The organism is Streptomyces sp. LUP30 (genome assembly GCF_001746365.1).
In the GTDB taxonomy this organism is placed as follows: domain Bacteria; phylum Actinomycetota; class Actinomycetes; order Streptomycetales; family Streptomycetaceae; genus Streptomyces.
Window position 1 is genome coordinate 109837 of record NZ_MJAJ01000019.1, and the last position, 17343, is coordinate 127179.

Annotated in this window: 14 protein-coding genes and 1 riboswitch; of the genes, 4 read left to right on the forward strand and 10 right to left on the reverse strand. The window is 72.1% G+C overall.

Annotated features, from left to right (window positions below; genetic code table 11):
* Positions 1 to 119: 119 nt before the first annotated feature.
* The 5 genes from BG482_RS18070 to BG482_RS18090 form a co-directional block, all read right to left on the reverse strand.
* Entirely contained in the window at positions 120 to 1568 is a 1449-nt protein-coding gene (locus BG482_RS18070) for a family 43 glycosylhydrolase (protein WP_176741407.1), read from the reverse strand.
* Positions 1569 to 1600: 32 nt separating this feature from the next.
* The gene (locus BG482_RS18075; protein WP_079141887.1) at positions 1601 to 3109 is read right to left on the reverse strand and encodes a family 43 glycosylhydrolase; all 1509 of its coding nucleotides are present in this window, start codon (positions 3107 to 3109) and stop codon (positions 1601 to 1603) included.
* 221 nt (positions 3110 to 3330) lie between these two features.
* On the reverse strand, positions 3331 to 5553 hold the full coding sequence (gene katG, locus BG482_RS18080; RefSeq protein ID WP_069770087.1) for a catalase/peroxidase HPI: 2223 nt from the start codon (positions 5551 to 5553) through the stop codon (positions 3331 to 3333).
* A gap of 67 nt (positions 5554 to 5620) precedes the next feature.
* Positions 5621 to 6058, reverse strand: a complete 438-nt coding sequence (locus tag BG482_RS18085; protein WP_069770088.1) for a Fur family transcriptional regulator — start codon at positions 6056 to 6058, stop codon at positions 5621 to 5623.
* Positions 6059 to 6149: 91 nt separating this feature from the next.
* Positions 6150 to 7415 (reverse strand): cysteine desulfurase-like protein, encoded by a 1266-nt coding sequence (locus BG482_RS18090; RefSeq protein ID WP_069770089.1) that lies wholly within the window; start codon positions 7413 to 7415, stop codon positions 6150 to 6152.
* 206 nt (positions 7416 to 7621) lie between these two features.
* A riboswitch (cobalamin riboswitch) is annotated at positions 7622 to 7781 on the forward strand.
* A 35-nt stretch (positions 7782 to 7816) separates the two neighbouring features.
* Here BG482_RS18090 and BG482_RS18095 point away from each other — a divergent pair.
* Positions 7817 to 8038 carry a CbtB-domain containing protein gene (locus BG482_RS18095; RefSeq protein ID WP_069770090.1) on the forward strand — a complete coding sequence of 74 codons (222 nt, stop codon included), beginning with the start codon at positions 7817 to 7819 and terminating at the stop codon, positions 8036 to 8038.
* Positions 8039 to 8057: 19 nt separating this feature from the next.
* Positions 8058 to 8822, forward strand: a complete 765-nt coding sequence (locus BG482_RS18100) for a CbtA family protein (protein WP_069770091.1) — start codon at positions 8058 to 8060, stop codon at positions 8820 to 8822.
* 246 nt (positions 8823 to 9068) lie between these two features.
* On the opposite strand, the gene BG482_RS18110 is transcribed toward BG482_RS18100, so the two are convergent.
* The 3 genes from BG482_RS18110 to BG482_RS18120 all read right to left on the reverse strand — a co-directional run bounded on the left by BG482_RS18110 (position 9069) and on the right by BG482_RS18120 (position 12513).
* On the reverse strand, positions 9069 to 9719 hold the full coding sequence (locus BG482_RS18110; protein WP_069770093.1) for a histidine phosphatase family protein: 651 nt from the start codon (positions 9717 to 9719) through the stop codon (positions 9069 to 9071).
* Positions 9720 to 9931: 212 nt separating this feature from the next.
* Complete coding sequence (locus BG482_RS18115) at positions 9932 to 11611, reverse strand: cytosine permease (protein ID WP_069770094.1); 1680 nt, start codon at positions 11609 to 11611, stop codon at positions 9932 to 9934.
* A gap of 185 nt (positions 11612 to 11796) precedes the next feature.
* Positions 11797 to 12513, reverse strand: a complete 717-nt coding sequence (locus BG482_RS18120; protein WP_370745815.1) for a GntR family transcriptional regulator — start codon at positions 12511 to 12513, stop codon at positions 11797 to 11799.
* A gap of 224 nt (positions 12514 to 12737) precedes the next feature.
* Between BG482_RS18120 and BG482_RS18125 the strand changes: the two genes are divergently transcribed.
* Positions 12738 to 13520 carry a cobalt-precorrin-6A reductase gene (locus tag BG482_RS18125; protein ID WP_069770095.1) on the forward strand — a complete coding sequence of 261 codons (783 nt, stop codon included), beginning with the start codon at positions 12738 to 12740 and terminating at the stop codon, positions 13518 to 13520.
* Between the two features lie 217 nt (positions 13521 to 13737).
* Here the strand turns inward: BG482_RS18125 and BG482_RS18130 are convergent, their stop codons facing one another.
* Entirely contained in the window at positions 13738 to 14370 is a 633-nt protein-coding gene (locus BG482_RS18130; RefSeq protein WP_069770096.1) for a precorrin-8X methylmutase, read from the reverse strand.
* 351 nt (positions 14371 to 14721) lie between these two features.
* The gene (locus BG482_RS18135) at positions 14722 to 15870 is read right to left on the reverse strand and encodes an aromatic acid exporter family protein (protein WP_069770097.1); all 1149 of its coding nucleotides are present in this window, start codon (positions 15868 to 15870) and stop codon (positions 14722 to 14724) included.
* Positions 15871 to 16315: 445 nt separating this feature from the next.
* Here BG482_RS18135 and BG482_RS18140 point away from each other — a divergent pair, with 445 nt between their 5' ends.
* Positions 16316 to 17254, forward strand: coding sequence for a Rieske 2Fe-2S domain-containing protein (locus tag BG482_RS18140; RefSeq protein ID WP_069770098.1), 939 nt, complete (start codon positions 16316 to 16318; stop codon positions 17252 to 17254).
* Positions 17255 to 17343 lie beyond the last annotated feature (89 nt).

The window sequence follows — 17343 nt, forward strand, 5'->3', positions numbered from 1 at the left end:
CATGCCGCCCGCACCGCGCGGGCATCAGCGCGGCGAGGGCTTCAGCGCGATGAGGGCATCAGCGCGGCGAGGGCGTCACCGCGGTGCAGGCCTCGCTCGGGCGCTGGAGGGCGGGCGCCTCACTGGGCGTAGAACGTCGCGTCCCCCTTGTCCGTCGTGGTGCTCGGCGTCTGCACGTACAGCAGGTAGTTGTAGTGGCGGATGTAGCGGCCCGCGCCGGTGTACGACTCGTACGAGATCCCCGCGGCGTCGGCGAGTCCGGCACGCTGGTAGAACGTCGCGTCGGAGGCGAAGGCCGAGGTGCCGTCGTTCTTCTCCAGCCACACCTCGGAGTTCTTCTGACGCAGGTAGTAGCCGGGGAAGTTGGTCGCCTCCAGGGAGACTGTTGCGGTCCCGGCGAGCCCGGTCACCACGCGGAACTGCGAGTCGGCGAGCGGGCTGACGTTCGCCTCGATGCGGGCGCGGTAGTCCCAGTGGCGGATGAACCGGTCCGGGTAGTTGTAGGAGGAGAAGCGCTTCGGGGTCACCCCGTCGGCCACCGGGATGCCGAAGTCGGGCGTGCCGTCGGCCTTCCAGTACACCTTCTGCACACGGGTGCGGCGGTTGGGGTCGTTCAGTGGGTCGCCGGTGATGTCCCGGTAGCTGCGGTCGTGGTAGACGAGGACGTCGGACCTGCCGTCCTCGGAGACGGTGAACGAGTTGTGGCCCGGCCCGTACTGCGAGGTCGCGGCGTTCGTCCCGAAGACCGGCTGCGTGCCCTTCGACCAGGACGCGGGGTTCGTCAGGTCGGCGGTCGCGGAGGCGGTCAGCATGCCCAGGCAGTAGTTGGCGTCGGTCGCGCTCGCTGAGTACGTCATGAACACCTTGCCGCCGTGCTGGATCACCGCCGGACCCTCGTTGACCTTGAAGCCCACGGTCTCCCAGGACAGCGTCGGCTGTGAGATCTCCGCCGGAGTGCCGGAGATCGTCCAGGGGTTGGCGAGCTTCGCGATGAACAGGCTGGTGTTGTTGTCCTCCGACGGGTTGCGCTGGGCCCAGGCGAGATAGCGGACGCCGTTCACGACGAACGTGGTGGAGTCGAGGGAGAAGCTCTCCCAGGTGGTCTTGATCTGGCCCTTCTCGGTCCAGGCCGCGGTGAGGGGGTTGGCGCCGGAGCCTTCGAGGACGTACATCCGGATCGCCCAGACGTCGCTGGTGGAGCCGGCGGCGAAGTACACGTACCACTTGCCGTCGATGAAGTGGATCTCCGGTGCCCAGATGTGGGCGCCCATGACCCCGCTGCTGTGCTTGGTCCAGATGGTGACCTCCTGGGCCGTGGACAGGCCCTGGATGGTCGTCGCCCGGCGCAGCACGATGCGGTCGTACTCGGGGACGGTGGCGGTGAAGTAGTAGTAACCGTCTGTGTGCTTGTAGATGTGCGGGTCGGCGCGCTTCTCGGCGATCGGGTTGGTGTACGTCACCGCGGGGGAGTCGGGCACGGCGGCCTGGGCGGGGGCGACCACGCAGGCGAGGACGGCCGCGAGGGCGACGAGGCCGGCCAGGATCAGCCGAACGGCGTTGCGTCTCAAGGGGGTTCTCCAGGGGGGAAGGGGTGCGGGGTTCAGGTGGTGGGCACGAGGCGCCACTGCTGGCAGGTGTTGTTCAGCCAGGTCCACTGCCGTACGTCGGCGCCGTCGGCGGTTGCGCAGTTCGCCACGTCGGCGACTTTCGCGCTGTTCTCGCCCACGAGGCGGACGTAGTCGCCGCTCGCGGTGAAGACGAGGCGGAAGCGCTGGCAGGCGTTGTTCAGCCATGGCCACTGGCGTAGGTCGGCACCGTCCGCGGTGGAGCAGTCGGCGGTGTCCATCACCCCGCCGGTGGCCACGTTCACCAGGCGGCTGGTGTCGTCGCCCCGGTCCTCGATCCGCCACTTCTGGTCGGCCCCGCCGTTGCAGGTCCACTGGAGGATGTTCGCGCCGTCGGCGGTCGAACCGCCGGACACGTCGAGGCACTTGCCGCTGTTGCGGTTGACGAGGGTGTACGACGTCGGGGTCGTCGCCGTCTCGCCGGACGGGCCGGGGAGTGCCGTGCCGAGCGCGACCGGGGCGCCGAAGTCCGGTGTGCCGTCGGCGTTCCAGGTGAACTTCTGGGCGCGGGTCGTCCGGCCGTTGCCGCAGCCGCCGCTCGCGGAGGAGTCGGCGTGGTAGACGATCCAGTTCTCGGTGCCGTCGGGTGAGGTGAAGAAGCCGTTGTGGCCCGGTCCGTAGACGCCGGCCGTGTCGTTGCGCTGGAACACGGGTGTCTGTTTCTTGGTCCAGGACGTGGGGCTGAGCGGGTCCGGGCCGGTCAGTTCCAGCAGGCCGAGCTTGTAGTCCGCGGTCTGGCAGTAACTCGCGGAGAACGTGAGAAACGTACGTCCGCCGTGGTAGAGCGGCTCAGGACCCTCGTTGACCGGTGCGCCCGAGGTCTCCCAGCTCAGTGTGGGGCTGGAAATGACGGTGAACGTGTTGCTGGACAGGGTGTACGGGTTGCTCATCGGGGCGATGACCAGGCTCTGTCTGCTCCCGTTCACGGAACCGCTTCCGACGAGGAACAGCTTTCCGTTCGCCTGCAGCACGCTGGCGTCGATCAGCCAGCCGCCGGGCGTGAGGTCGGAGCCGGTGAGGGAGCCCTTGTAGGTGTACGGGCCGAGCGGGTCGGCGCCCGCGCTCTCCAGGACATGGGTGCGCTGGGAGTCGCAGCAGGCGGTGCCGCCCTGACCGGCCGAGTAGTACAGGTACCAGCGGCCGTCGAAGCGGTGGATCTCCGGCGCCCAGATGTTGGTGTTGCGGGTCGCGGTGGTGTCCGACCAGACCTGCACGGTGGGCGCGGTGGCGAGTCCCGCGAGCGTGGGCGACTTGCGCATGCCGAGGACGCCCGTGAACGTCGTGGTGATCAGGTAGTAGTCGCCGTCGTAGTACTCCAGCCAGGGGTCGGCGCCCTTGGCCGACTTCAACGGGTTGGTGTACGGGCGGCCGTCGGCCGCGGACACCGGCTGGGTCGCCGTGACCAGGGCGACCAGGGCGATCAGGGCGACAAGGAGTGCCGACACGCAGGCGAGCGGGGATCTGCGGTGGTACATCCGAGGCATACGGGACCGTCCCTTGTCCGTGCAGCAGCCCGTTCAACCTTGTTCGTCATGTCGAACGAGGTTCGTAACTTCGGCCAGAAGATAAGGGGTGCGCATGTCCTGGTCAATGGTTTGGACAGTCGTGCAACGCGCCGGGGCGCCCGGCTCGGCCCTGTGGACCGAGCTGGACGCCCCGGGTGTCCGGTGCTGGTGGTGCGGGCGGCAGGTGCGCCGGGATCGGATCAGACGAGGTCGAACCGGTCCAGTTCGGAGACCTTGACCCAGGCCGCGACGAAGTCCTTCACGAACTTCTCCTTCGCGTCGTCGCCGGCGTAGACCTCCGCGAGGGCGCGCAGCTCGGAGTTCGAGCCGAAGACCAGGTCGGCGCGGGTGCCGGTCCACTTGACCTGGCCGGTGGCGGCGTCCCGGCCCTCGAAGAGGGTCTGGTCCGCGGACGTCGACGACCAGGTCGTGCCGAGGTCGAGCAGGTTGACGAAGAAGTCGTTCGTCAGCGTGCCGGGGGTGTCGGTGAAGACGCCGTGCGAGGACTGGGCGTGGTTCGCGCCCAGCACGCGCAGGCCGCCGACGAGGACGGTCGTCTCGGGCGCGCTCAGGTTCAGCAGGTTCGCCTTGTCGAGCAGCAGGAACTCGGCCGGCAGGCGGTTGCCCTTGCCGACGTAGTTGCGGAACCCGTCGGCGGTCGGCTCGAGCGCGGCGAACGACTCGACGTCCGTCTGCTCCTGCGAGGCGTCGACCCGGCCCGGCGTGAACGGGACCTCCACGTCGTGGCCCGCGTCCTTGGCGGCCTTCTCGACGGCGGCGGCGCCGCCGAGGACGATCAGGTCGGCCAGGGAGACCTTCTTCGCGCCGGAGTTGAACTCCGCCTGGACGCCCTCCAGTACGCGCAGCACCTGGGCCAGCTCGTCCGGGTTGTTGACCTCCCAGCCACGCTGCGGCTCCAGGCGGATGCGGGCGCCGTTGGCGCCGCCGCGCTTGTCGCTGCCGCGGAAGCTGGACGCCGACGCCCAGGCGGTGGACACCAGCTGAGAGACGCTCAGCCCGGAGGCGAGGAGCTTGACCTTGAGGGCCGCGATGTCCTCGGCGTCGATCGTCTCGCCCTCGGCCTGCGGCAGCGGGTCCTGCCACAGCAGGGTCTCCGCCGGGACCTCAGGGCCGAGGTACAGGGACTTCGGGCCCATGTCGCGGTGGGTCAGCTTGTACCAGGCGCGGGCGAAGGCGTCCGCGAACTGGTCGGGGTTCTCGTGGAAGCGACGCGAGATCTGCTCGTAGACCGGGTCGAAGCGCAGCGCCAGGTCGGTCGTCAGCATCGTCGGGGCGTGACGCTTGGACGGGTCGTGCGCGTCGGGGACGGTGCCGGCGCCCGCGCCGTCCTTGGCGACCCACTGCTTTGCGCCGGCCGGGCTCTCGGTCAGCTCCCACTCGAAGCCGAAGAGGTTGTCGAAGAAGCCGTTGCTCCACTGCGTCGGCGTAGAGGTCCAGGTGACCTCCAGACCGCTGGTGATGGTGTCGCCGCCCTTGCCGGTGCCGAAGCTGCTCTTCCAGCCGAGGCCCTGCTCGGCCAGCGAGGCGGCCTCGGGGTCGTCGCCGACGTGGTCCGCGGGGCCCGCGCCGTGCGTCTTGCCGAAGGTGTGACCGCCCGCGATCAGGGCGACCGTCTCCTCGTCGTTCATCGCCATCCGGCGGAACGTCTCGCGGATGTCGCGGGCCGAGGCCAGCGGGTCCGGGTTGCCGTTGGGGCCCTCGGGGTTGACGTAGATGAGGCCCATCTGGACGGCGCCGAGCGGGTTCTCCAGCTCACGGTCGCCGCTGTAGCGCTGGTCGTCGAGCCAGGTGGTCTCGGGACCCCAGTAGACGTCCTCCTCCGCCTCCCAGACGTCCTCGCGGCCGCCGGCGAAGCCGAAGGTGGTGAAGCCCATCTGCTCCAGAGCGACGTTGCCGGTGAGGATCATGAGGTCGGCCCACGAGATGGACTGGCCGTACTTCTTCTTGACCGGCCACAGCAGACGGCGGGCCTTGTCCAGGTTGGCGTTGTCCGGCCAGCTGTTGAGCGGGGCGAAGCGCTGCTGCCCGGCGCCGGCGCCGCCGCGGCCGTCGCTGATGCGGTAGGTGCCCGCGCTGTGCCAGGCCATGCGGATCATCAGCGGGCCGTAGTTGCCGAAGTCGGCGGGCCACCAGTCCTGCGAGGTGGTGAGCACCTCGGCGATGTCCTGCTTCACGGCGGCCAGGTCGAGCGCCTCGAACGCCGCGGCGTAGTCGAAGTCCTCGCCGAGCGGGTTCGCCACGGCCGGGTTCTTCGCGAGGATCTTCAGGTTGAGCCGCTCCGGCCACCACTGGCGGTTTCCGCCGCCCTGGGTCGGGTGCAGGGCGCGGTCGTGTGCGACCGGGCAGCCACCTGCCTCCGACGCCTTCTGTTCGGTCACGATCGCGTCATGGTTCTCGGTCATGGGGGAATCCTTCTGGACTGGTCGGATCACATGCTCACGAAACCGCAGGTCGGGACGCTGCGGGTGGTCACGTGCTGCGGGCGGGCGAACAGTCGGGGCACAGGCCCCAGTAGATGACCTCGGCCTCGTCTATGGCGAAGCCGCGGTCGTCGACGGCGGTCAGACAGGGGGCGTGACCGACCGCGCAGTCGACGTCGGCGACGACGCCGCACGAGCGGCACACGAGGTGGTGGTGGTTGTCGCCGACGCGTCCCTCGAAGCGGGCCGGGCTGCCCGGCGGCTCCAGGCGGCGCACCAGGCCCGCCGTGGTCAGCGCGTGCAGGGCCTCGTACACGGCCTGCACGGAGATGTGGCCCACGCGGTCACGGACGCCGGAGGCGATCGCCTCGACGTCCAGGTGGTCGCCCTCACGGACGGTCTCGAGCAGCGCGACACGGGCGGCCGTCACCCGCAGGCCGACACCGCGCAGCTCCTCGGCGGTGGTCGGTGTACGGGGGGCTGTCATGACGTCGAACCTACGGCATAAACACGAACCATTCAAGAAAACGAACGGTACAAGTCTGGGGAACGGCGTGCGTCGCGGCGCACCGAACCGTTCACACGGCCGTGGGCACGAACGTGGACAGTCCGTCGAGCAGTCGGTCGACGTCCTCGGCGTCGTTGTAGGGCGCGAGCCCCACCCGCAGCGACGGGTCCGGCAACTTCAGCGCGGCGAACACCTCGTGGGCGTAGAAGGAGCCCGCCGGCGCCACCACTGCGCGCGCCGCCAGGTGCGCCTGCGCCTCCCGCGCGTCCCGGCCCTCCAGGGTCATCAGGACGGTGGGGGTACGGTCCGCCGCCTTGCAGTGGACGGTGACGGCGTCGCCCAGCGCGCGCAGCCCCTCCTCCATCCTGGCGCGCAGCGCGTTCTCGTGGGCGTGCAGGGACCGCAGCGACCGCCTCAGCCGCTGCCTGCGGGAGGCGCCCGGCTCCGCGGCGTCCCGCACGGCTCCCTTCCCCTCGTCGTCCGGGTCCAGCGCGTCGCCGGGGTCCATCGCAGCCAGGAAGTCCACGGCGGCGGTGGCGCCCGCCAGGATCTCGTAGGGCAGGGTCCCGAACTCGAAGCGCTCCGGCACGGTGTCGGTGGACGGCAGCAGCTTGTCCGGCGCGAGGGTTTCGAGGAGGTCCGGCGAGCCGGCGAGCACGCCGCAGTGCGGTCCGAGGAACTTGTACGGCGAGCAGACGAACAGGTCGGCCCCCAGTGCCGGCACGTCCACGAGGTGGTGCGCGGCGTAGTGCACGCCGTCCACGTGGACCAGGGCGCCGACCTCGTGGGCCCGGTCGGCGATGCGGCGCACGGGCGGCAGGGTGCCCAGCACGTTCGAGGCCGCCGTCACCGCGACCAGCCGCGTCCGGGGCGACAGCGCCCGCTCGTAGGAGTCGAGGTCGAGTTCGGTGGTCGCGTCGTCGATCTCGATCCAGCGGACGACGACCCCGGCGCGTCGTGCCGCCTGGATCCACGGCCGCACGTTCGCGTCGTGGTCCAGCCGGCTCAGGACGATCTCGTCGCCCGCCCGCCAGTCCTTGGCCAGGTGCCGTGAGAAGTCGTAGGTGAGCTGTGTGGCGCTGCGCCCGTGCACGATGCCGTTGGCCGGCACGCCCAGCAGGTCCGCGTACGCGGCCCGGAACGCGGCGACGGCCCGCTCGGCGTTGCGCTCGGACGCGCTGACCGTCCCGCGGTTGGACAGCGGACCGGTCATGGTCCGCACGATCGCCTCGGCGACCGGCGCGGGGGTCTGCGTCCCGCCCGGGCCGTCGAAGAAGGCGAACCCTTGCGCGAGGGAGGGGAAGTGGGCCCGGAGGGCCGCGACGTCTATGGCCATGGCCCAGACTCTGGCACCGGCCGCCCGGACCCACCAGTGGATCCCGGCGGGGCGGGCCGGGGCGCGGACCCTTGTGCGGCGCCCCGTCGGCCGGCGGACGCCGACAGCGCACCCGGCCCTCTTCGGCATGCGCGGGCCGGTCGGCGAGGGGTGATCCGGGCCACGCGACGGCCGAGAGCGGCGTCACGCCAGGTGAGGCGGTATTGGCCATGGACGCGACACACGGTACCGTCACTCTGATATCGACGACGGCACCACGGAAGCCGGTGGAAATCCGGCACGGTCGCGCCACTGTGATCGATGCGTCGCCCTGAAACGGGGGGCGCATCGCGAGTCAGACCCGGGGCCGTCGTCCTGTGCACCACCGAGATGGGACGCGAACTCCCAGAGGAGACCCTGCCATGGCGCAGCACGTCGCCCAGCCGACCGCCACCACCCCTGTCGTACCCGCCAAGCTGCCGCTGAAGGACATCGCCCCCTGGGCGGTCTTCTTCGGCGTCCTGATGCTGGTCCTGCTCTACTTCGTCGGCGCCGAGCAGGGCGCCACGTCCGTCGTCTCCGGCGAGGGCGTCCACGAGTGGGTGCACGACGCCCGTCACCTGCTCGGCTTCCCCTGCCACTGACGAGGGGCGCCGCACCCGCATGAATTCCGCAACGGTAAGAAACCTGCTCGTCCGGGGCATGCTCGCCGGCCTGGGGGCCGGCGTGCTCGCCCTGGTCGTGGCGTACTTCCTCGGCGAGCCGAACGTCGACGGCGCGATCGGCTTCGAGGCGTCCCACGCCCCCGCGCACGAGCACGAGGTCGAACTCGTCTCCCGCAGCCTGCAGTCCACCGCCGGTCTGACCACCGGCGTCCTGGTCTACGGGGTGGCCTTCGGCGGCATCGCCGCGCTGGCCTACTGCTTCGCCCTGGGCCGCGTCGGACGCTTCGGCCCGCGGGCCACGGCGCTGCTGCTGTCCGGGGCCGCACTGCTCACCGTGTACGTCGTGCCGTTCCTCAAGTACCCGGCCAATCCGCCGGCCGTCGGCGACCACGACACCATCGCCAAGCGCACCACCCTGTACTTCCTGATGATGGTGCTCGGCGTGCTCCTCGCGGTCGCCGCGGTGATCGCCGGCAAGCGCCTCGCACCGAGGCTCGGCGCGTGGAACGCCACGGTGGTCGCCGTCGTCGGCTTCGTCCTCGTGATCGGGCTGGCGTACGGGTTCCTGCCCGCCGTCAACGAGGTGCCGGCAGACTTCCCGGCCACGCTGCTGTGGCGGTTCCGCCTCTCCTCGCTCGCCATTCAGGTGGCGATGTGGGCGGCCTTCGGCCTCGGCTTCGGCGAACTGGCCGAGCGGCTGCTGAATCCCCGTCCGGCGACGACGTCCACGGGCGCGACGACGACGGCGGCCGCCCCGAACTGAACCTGCCGGCAGACGACTTGTTTGGTGAGCCGACACGGTGCGAGGGCCCGCGGATCCGTCCGCGGGCCCTCGCTCGTTGTCCGGGCGGCGCCGACCCGGACCACGGAGCCGTCGTCGACACGACCGTCGTCCACCCGGCCGTCGTCCACCCGGCCCTCATCGAGACGACGGGCGGTGACAGCGCCCGCGTCGACTGTGACGTGACGTGACGTGACGTGACGTGACCTGACGTGATGTGACGTGACGTCATGATCCTTCGGGGGAGGCCTCGGGCGAGTCCGGCGGATGTCCGAGCCGCAGGTTCCAGCGACCGCCGCGCCCGCTGATCGAGGTGGCCGTGAGCGGCGGCACGTCGAGCCGCCAGAAGGCTGCCGCGGGTGTTCCCAGCACATGGACGACCGCCGCGCGCACGATCTCCGGTTCGACCACGGCGAGGGTGCGGCCGTCCGCCCTCGACGACGACTCCAGCCAGCGGGCCACCCGCGCACACAGGTCCTCGACGGACTCCCCGCCGTGCGGCGCGGATCCGGGATCGGCCAGCCAGCGTGCCACCGCCTCCGGCTCGGCGGCGCCGACCTCGGCGAGGGTCAGCCCCCGCCAGCGCCCCACGTCCAGCCCGGCCAACTCCGCCGGTTCCACGGGCTGCACGGGCTCGGCCGGTTCCGTTGCCGACGCAGCCGGTCCCGTCACCCGGACCGCGTCGAGGCCGAGCGCGGCGGCCGTCTCCCGGCAGCGCACGGTGGGCGACGTCACGACACGCACGCCCGTGGGCAGCGCGCCGGCCACCGCCCGGGCTCGCGCCTCCCCACCCGCGTCGATCGAGCCTCCGTCGTCGAAACGGGCCTGCCGCAGCGATGCGTTCATGGCGGGCGAGACGAAGGTGACACGGCTCGTCACGGGTGCTCCTCCAGGTGCGTGCCAGGGCGCGTGGTTCCCGGCCGCGAGTTCGTGGCCGGCTGCCGATCGCCGATGACCGGTGAGGACGGTCGAGGGGCGGCGCCTGCGCCCGCATGTACGTACATGGGTGCGACCGGCGTCGGCAAGCTACCACGGGCGCGGCGCGCTCCAGGCCGGGCGGCGGGGCCGAGTCCCGCCGCCCGGCCCCGGGTTCAGACGTTCGTAGGCCCGGCGGGCAGCACGTGGTCGCCCACCGCGTCCGTGCTCAGACACAGCGAGCAGACCGACGCGTCGTGCGTCCGGCAGGCGGCCACGTCGGGACGCTCGTAGGGCAGGTGGCAGACGTGGCAGTCGTACGTCGTCGCGCTGGGGTTTCCCTCCGCGTCGAGCAGCGGCTCCGCGATGCCGTCGTCCGCGCGGCGCAGGTAGTACCTGCCCTTGGTGACGACGGCCATCAGCGGGGTGAGGACGAACGCGATGACGGCGGCGGCGACGGGGGAGTACGGCTGGAGGATGTCGCCGAGGGCGTGGAAGTACATCGCGATGGACAGTCCGGACGCGGCCAGGAAGGCGACGACGCCGACCGGGTTGACCGCGTACAGCATGCCCCGGCGGAACTCGGGCGCGAGCGGGGACAGTTTGAGCAGGTACTTGTTCACGCCGATGTCGGTGGCGACGGTGACGACCCAGGCGATCGCGCAGTTCGAGTAGAAGCCGAGGATGTCGTTGAGGAAGCTGAACATGTCGGCTTCCATCAGGGCGAGCGCGAAGCCCAGGTTGACCAGGACGAAGACCAGGCGGCCGGGGTAGTGCCGGGTGACGCGGGTGAAGGAGTTCGTCCACGCCAGCGATCCGGAGTACGCGTTCGTCACGTTGATCTTGATCTGGCTGATCACGACGAGGGCCACGGCCAGCGGGACGACCAGCCAGGACGGCATCATCGCGTCGAAGGCCCCACGGAACTGCTGGATGGGCTCGGTGGCCGCGGCCGGGCCCACCTCGGCCAGGATGTACACGGCGAGGAAGACGCCGATGGCCTGCTTCAGCGCGCCGAGCACCACCCAGCCGGGACCGGCCATGATCACGGCCGTCCACCAGGTGCGCTTGTTCGCCTCGGTCTTCGGCGGCATGAAGCGCAGGTAGTCGATCTGTTCGCCGATCTGCGCGATGAGGGAGAGACACACGCCCGCACCGAGCAGCACGGAAGCGGTGTCGACGCCGCCGTCGCCGTCCGTGCCCGCGTAGGCGAGGAACCGGTCGACCGTGCCGGGGTCGGTGGCGACGAGGTAGACCAGCGGCGCGACCATCAGCAGCAGCCAGATCGGCGTCGTCCACACCTGGAGCTTGCTGAGCGCCTTCATGCCGTAGATCACCAGCGGGATCACCATCAGCGTGGAGGTCAGGTAGCCGAGCCACAGCGGCAGCCCGAGGCCGAGTTTCAGGCCCTGGGCCATGATCGAGCCTTCGAGGGCGAAGAAGATGAAGGTGAAGCTGGCGAAGATGACGCTGGTCAGCACCGAGCCGTAGTAGCCGAAGCCGGAACCGCGGGTGATCAGGTCGAGGTCGATGTTGTAGCGGGCGCCGTAGTACGCGAGCGGGAAACCGGTGACGAAGATGACGACGGCGGCGACGGCGATCGCGACGAGCGCGTTGCCGGTGCCGTGGGCGAGACCGATGCCGGCGCCGATGGAGAAGTCGGCCATGTACGCGATGCCGCCCAGGGCGGTGGTCGCCACGACCATCGGCGTCCAGCGGCGGTAACTGCGGGGCGCGAAGCGGAGGGTGTAGTCCTCCAGGGTCTCCTTCGTCGCCTGACTGGCGGGGGAGTGGGAGTGCGGCGCGGTGGCGGCCTTCGGTGACCGCGGCGGCTGCGGTGTCTGAGTGGCGCTCATGGTCAGCCCTTCGGGGAGGCGAGCGGTGGGGCGCTCCCGGTCGGCGTCGTCGGCAGCCGGGGGGCGGGTTCGCGGACCCGGGGCGTCCGGGAAGTCGGGTGGGTCCGGGAGTCGGTGCGTCCGGGGCCTCCGGGGCGTCAGGGGCGTCGTCGGGGAACCTGCATCCCTGAGTCGCCCCGGACGTCTCACAGGCGGTTGGAGTGCAGAGCATCTGCGTCAGGGCACGCCGGGCGCGTTCCAGGACCACGGCCATCGGGTCGCCGACGTGGGCGTGCAGCGTCGATCCGGATGTGCTCGGCGACGGTCGCCCGGACCCGGACCCGGACCCGGATCCGGTCGCGGGTGAGGGAGTCGTGCTTCGCCATGGCGTCCGTGAGCGCCGGATCGCCGGATGCGCGGGAGAGCACGGCGTGGAAACGCTCGTCCTCGACGAAAAGCGCTGGTCCGCGGCGGGGGGCCGTTCGCCCCGCGTACCGGCGCTCCCACTCCGCCTCGACGACGGCGGGATCGTGCCGGACGGACGGCGACTCGATCAACTCGTGGGAGGCCGGCCGCGCAAGCGCCTCGCGCACGGGCGTCCGGGAGACCCCGAACCGTGCGGCCGGCCAGGTCTCGGTGAGCCGCTCACGGGGCCCGGACCCGCCGTAGAGGACGCCCGCCCGTAACTCGGCGCAGACCGCGGCGCGCAGCGAAGGCGCAGACGTCGCCGCATGTCCGGGCGGGGCGGCTGGGCGGTCGCCCGAGCGGGATCCTGGGCCGTGCCGGGATGCGTATACAGCGTCGAATCCATGAGCGGACACGCTAGGAACCGCTTGTTTCCCCGGAGAGCGACGTGGCGTGAACGCCCGGTAACGGCCGGCGGACCCAGAAACCCGGCCCACGGACCCCGGCCCACGGCCCACGGAGCCCGGGCAACACAGAAATCCCTGGAACCCCGGAAGCCCGGAGCCTGGGCGGCGGTCCGTGGGCCGGTGTGCTTGAGTGGGGCGCTCGGACCGTCCACGCGCCAACCCTCGTACGTCCTCGCCTCACCCTCGTCCCGCCTCACCCTCGTCGCGCCTCATCCCTCGTTCTGCCCCGCGCGTCGCCCCGACCCGCCGCCGCTCATGATGGGACCCGGACTCTCGTGCACGTACTGATACTCGGCGGGACCGCGGAGGCCCGCCGGCTCGCTGAACTGCTGTGCGGCACGCCGGACCTCAAGGTGACCAGCTCACTCGCGGGACGGGTGGCCGCTCCGAGGCTGCCGCCGGGCGAGGTCCGCGTGGGCGGGTTCGGCGGCGTCGACGGGCTCAGGGCGTGGCTGCGCGAGCACGCGGTCGACGCGATAGTCGACGCCACCCATCCCTTCGCCGCGACCATCGGTTTCCACGCGGCCGAGGCCGCCGCCTCGGCGGGGGTCCCGCTGCTCGCGCTGCGCCGCCCCGGCTGGGCGCCCGTCGAGGGCGATCGCTGGTACGAGGCGAAGTCGACGGCGGAGGCCGCCGCGCTGCTGCCGGCGCTCGGGCGACGGGTCTTCCTCACCACGGGACGCATGGGTCTGGCGGCTTTCGCCGGTCTGGACGGCCTGTGGTTCCTGGCGCGGTCGGTCGAAGCGCCCGAGCCGCCCTGTCCGTCCGCCATGGAGGTGCTGCTCGACCGGGGCCCCTTCACCCTCGACGGGGAGCGCGAGCTGCTGCGTCGTCATCGCGTCGAGGTGCTGGTGACCAAGGACAGCGGGGGTGCTGCCACCGCGCCGAAGCTGACCGCCGCCCGAGAGGCGGGGCTGCCCGTGGTGGTGGTGCGCAGACCGCCGGCGCCTGCGGACGTCCCCGTCGTGCCGGATCCGCAGGAGGCGGCTCGCTGGATCGAAGCACGCCTGGGCCGGAGCACGCCTGGAGCAGTGCGGTTTCCGCGGGAGTTTCTGTGACGGCGCCGACGGACTGACCAGGCGGAAACACGTTACGTAACAAGGTGACAAGCCGGACGGAACCGGTCCGAGCGCGTTCTCACCGCAACGTTGCGCGGGGTTCCGTCCCCCCCCGGCCCGCCCCCCGGCCAGCCGCCGAGGGTCACCTCGTCCGCCGTCCCGCCGCCGGGTCTCGTCGTCCGACGCCCCTGGCCGACGGTTCACCCGGTCCCGGCGCTCACTCCTCCTCGCTCGCGAGCGCGTTCAGTGCCGCGGCGGCGATGGCGCTGCCTCCCCGGCGTCCGCGCACCACCAGGTACTCCAGCCCGGACGGGTTGGCGACCAGAGCCTCCTTGGACTCGGCCGCCCCCACGAACCCGACCGGCACGCCGATCACGGCGGCGGGCCTGGGCGCACCCTCCTCGATCATTTCCAGGAGACGGAAGAGGGCGGTCGGCGCGTTGCCGACGGCGACGACCGAACCCGCCAGCCGGTCCCGCCACAGCTCCAGCGCGGCGGCGCTGCGCGTGGTGCCGAGGCGCGCCGCCAGTTCGGGGACGGCCGGTTCGGACAGGGTGCAGAGCACGTCGTTGCCGGCGGGCAGCCGCCTGCGCGTCACCCCGCTGGCCACCATCTGGACGTCCGTGAAGACCGGCGCGCCGGCCCGCAGGGCCTCACGGGCGCGGGCCACCACGCCGGGCGTGTAGGCGAGGTCGCGGACGAGATCGACCATTCCGCAGGCGTGGATCATCCGGACCGCTACCTGGCCGACGTCGGCGGGGAGGCCCGCGAGGTCCGCCTCCGCACGGATGGTGGCGAAGGACCGGCGGTAGATGGCCGCGCCGTCCTTCTCGTAGTCGTAGCTGGTCACGGTGCTCGTCTCGCTGCTCTCGGGGTGGTCGGACGGCTCACGCGGATGCCGTCCGCGGGGCGGCCGGACGCGGCTGCCGTGGACATGGCGGCGAGCATACCGACCCTCGTCCGGCCCGCTGCGTCGAGGCTCTGAGCCGGTCGGCGTGCCGGCCGGTATGACGGTCGGCGTGTCAGGGCGTCGTGCTCCCGCAGCAGTGCCACGGGGGGCGTCCGTGGCCCCGTGGCCCCGTGGCCCCGTGGCCCCGTGTCCTCGCGCCCCCGTGAACGCCGTCGGGAGTCCGCCACGTTCCTGCGCGCCTCGAAGACCGCCCGTTCCAGCTCGCCGGTGAGCAGGGCCGCGGCGGGTGTGTCAGTCCTGGGCGAGCAGATCGGCCAGGCGGTGTGCCTGGGCCAGCAGCGTTCCGTAGGTCACCAGCGCGTCCGGATCGTCGGGCACGGCCCCCGGCAGGCCCTGGCGGAACTCGTCGAGCGTGCGCTGCAGCTTCGTGACCGCCTCGTGCAGTTCCTCCGCCGCGGCGTCGTCGTGTCCGTCCGGGAGACCCGGGGCGGCCAGGGTCCGGCCGTACAGCCGGACGGCACGCGCGGTGTCGCGCAGGAACTCGGCGTACGCCTTGGTGAGTTCCGGGGCAGGCCGGGCCGCCCTCCCGCTCTCCGCGATCTCCCGCACGGTCCGGGTCACGCCCGCCGTGTGCAGGGCGATGTAGTCGAGCACGCCCAGCACGTCGGAGTACGCCTCGTCAGCCGGGAGATGCGGTCGGGTGCGGCGCCCCCGCGGGTTGGCGCGCATGCTCTCCCGGCTCCAGCCGATCGCCGACCGGGCCTGGTCGACCAGGCGGCCCAGACGCAGGGCGCGCTCGTGCCATTCCCCCACCGGCAGACCGTCCCACTCGCCGTCGGCCAGGCCGTCGGCCACCGCGTCGAGGATCTCCCGCGCCTCACCGGCCGCGTCCTCCAGCGCGGCGCGCGCGTCGCGCAGGTACACCGGAGGCCGGATCAGCACGTTGACCGCCACGCCGACCACCGCGCCGAAGACCGCCTCCGCGATGCGCGCGGCCGACGCGGCGACCGTCACCGGACCACTGGTCAGCACGAAGAGAGCACCGGTGGCGGCGTAGACGCCCTGGCTCCCCAGGCGCCGCCACTGTCCCAGCAGCAGCACGGCCGGCAGGACCAGGGCCATCGTGATCATCGTGCTGTTCAGCAGCAGCGCCACCCCCGTCGCCACCGCCGTCCCCACCGCGATCGCCGCGAGCTGCTGCAGCCCGTGCGCGACCGACCGGTAGACCGTCGACTCCACCAGCACGACCGCGACCCAGGGCGCCACGAAGGCCATCGGCGCCGCCAGCCACCAGCCCACGACCGCCCACGCCAGCCAGGCGGCCAGTGCCGCCTTGCTCGCCTGCACCACCAGATCCCGTTCACGGCCCGGTCCCGTGCATGCCCGGCGCGTCGCCGACACGACCGTGCCGGCGACGCGCCGGACCGACCGGGTCGCCATTCGCATCCACTCCATGAGAAGCAAGTGCCACACGAGAGGCGCTACGCACCTGCCGACCACGACTTCGTTCCGTCCAGTGACCGTCCTCACGACGCGCGGTGACCGCCCCGGCGATCGCCCGGGCAGGGCGGGGCGACGGCGTGGGGAGCGGCAGGCGTCGGGCACTCGGGAGCGGAGCGACGGGGAGAGGGCTGCCCCCGGAAGGAGGGCCCCCGACCCGACCCGACCCGCCCCGACCCGGTACCGGTCCTGCGTCCTGCGTCCGCGTGACCAACGACCGGGCCCCGAACGGAGGGCACGCCATGACCGCGGAGCAGGCGTTCCGATCCCGGGCGGGGCCGAGGCGTCGGTGCGTTCGCTGCGGGTGGTGCGACGCCGACCACGTGGTTCACGGTGCGGTCCGCCGGTTCGTTTGTCGGAGGCCCTGAGGGGGACTCGGCTGCCCATGAGCACTACGTCTCCTCGCCCCCGCACAGGACAGAACCGGGCCCTGCGGCTGCTCGACCGCCTCGAACGGGATCCCCGGGCGGACACGGTGATAGACGCGCTCGCCGCGCGCGTCCGCGCCCTGCCGCTGGGACGCGGCCGGGACGTGCTCCACGGCACGTGGCTGGGGCATCCGGTGCACCCGCTGCTGGTGCAGGTGCCCGTCGGCAGCTGGCTGTCGGCGGCGGTGCTGGACCTGTTGCCCGGCCGCACCCGTGGCGCGGACGTCCTGGTGGGCGTCGGACTGGCGGCGGCCGCGCCCGCCGCGCTGACCGGCGCGGCCGACTGGGCGGAACTGCACCACGAGCAGCAGCGGGTCGGGCTGGTGCACGCCGTGGCCAACACGACGGCCGTCGGCCTGTACGCGGCCTCCCTCGCCTGCCGGCTCAGGGGGCGCACGGCGGCGGGGCGCACCCTGGGGTTCCTGGGGCTGACGGCGGTGGGAGTCGGCGGGATGCTCGGCGGCCATCTGGCCTACCGTCAGGCGTCCGGCGCCAACCACGCGGAGGAGGTCGCGCACCTCGTGGGCGAGGGCTGGCACCGCGTCGGCGGGGCGGCCGACTTCCCCGTGGGCCGGGCCGTACGGCGCATGGTGGACGACGTGCCGATCGTGGTGGTGCACCAGCCGGACGGGGAGATCCACGCGCTGGCCGACCGGTGCAGCCATCTGTCCGGCCCCCTGTCCGAGGGCGCGATCGCGGACGGGTGCGTCGAATGCCCGTGGCACGGCAGCGTGTTCAGGCTCTCGGACGGCTGGAACGTCCGCGGGCCGGCCACCGCGCCGCAGCCCGCCTTCGACACCCGGATGGTGGACGGTCATCTGGAGGTCCGCCTGCGTCGGCACGATCAGGAGGACGAGGAAGGCCGCTCCTCAGGACCTGAAGGACCCGAACAATGACCGGGGGAAGGGCCTGGACGGCCAGGGTGAGCAGACGGGAGGGCGAGGGGGGCCCGTGCGAGGGCGGACCCGACGCCGGGCGGGCGGGA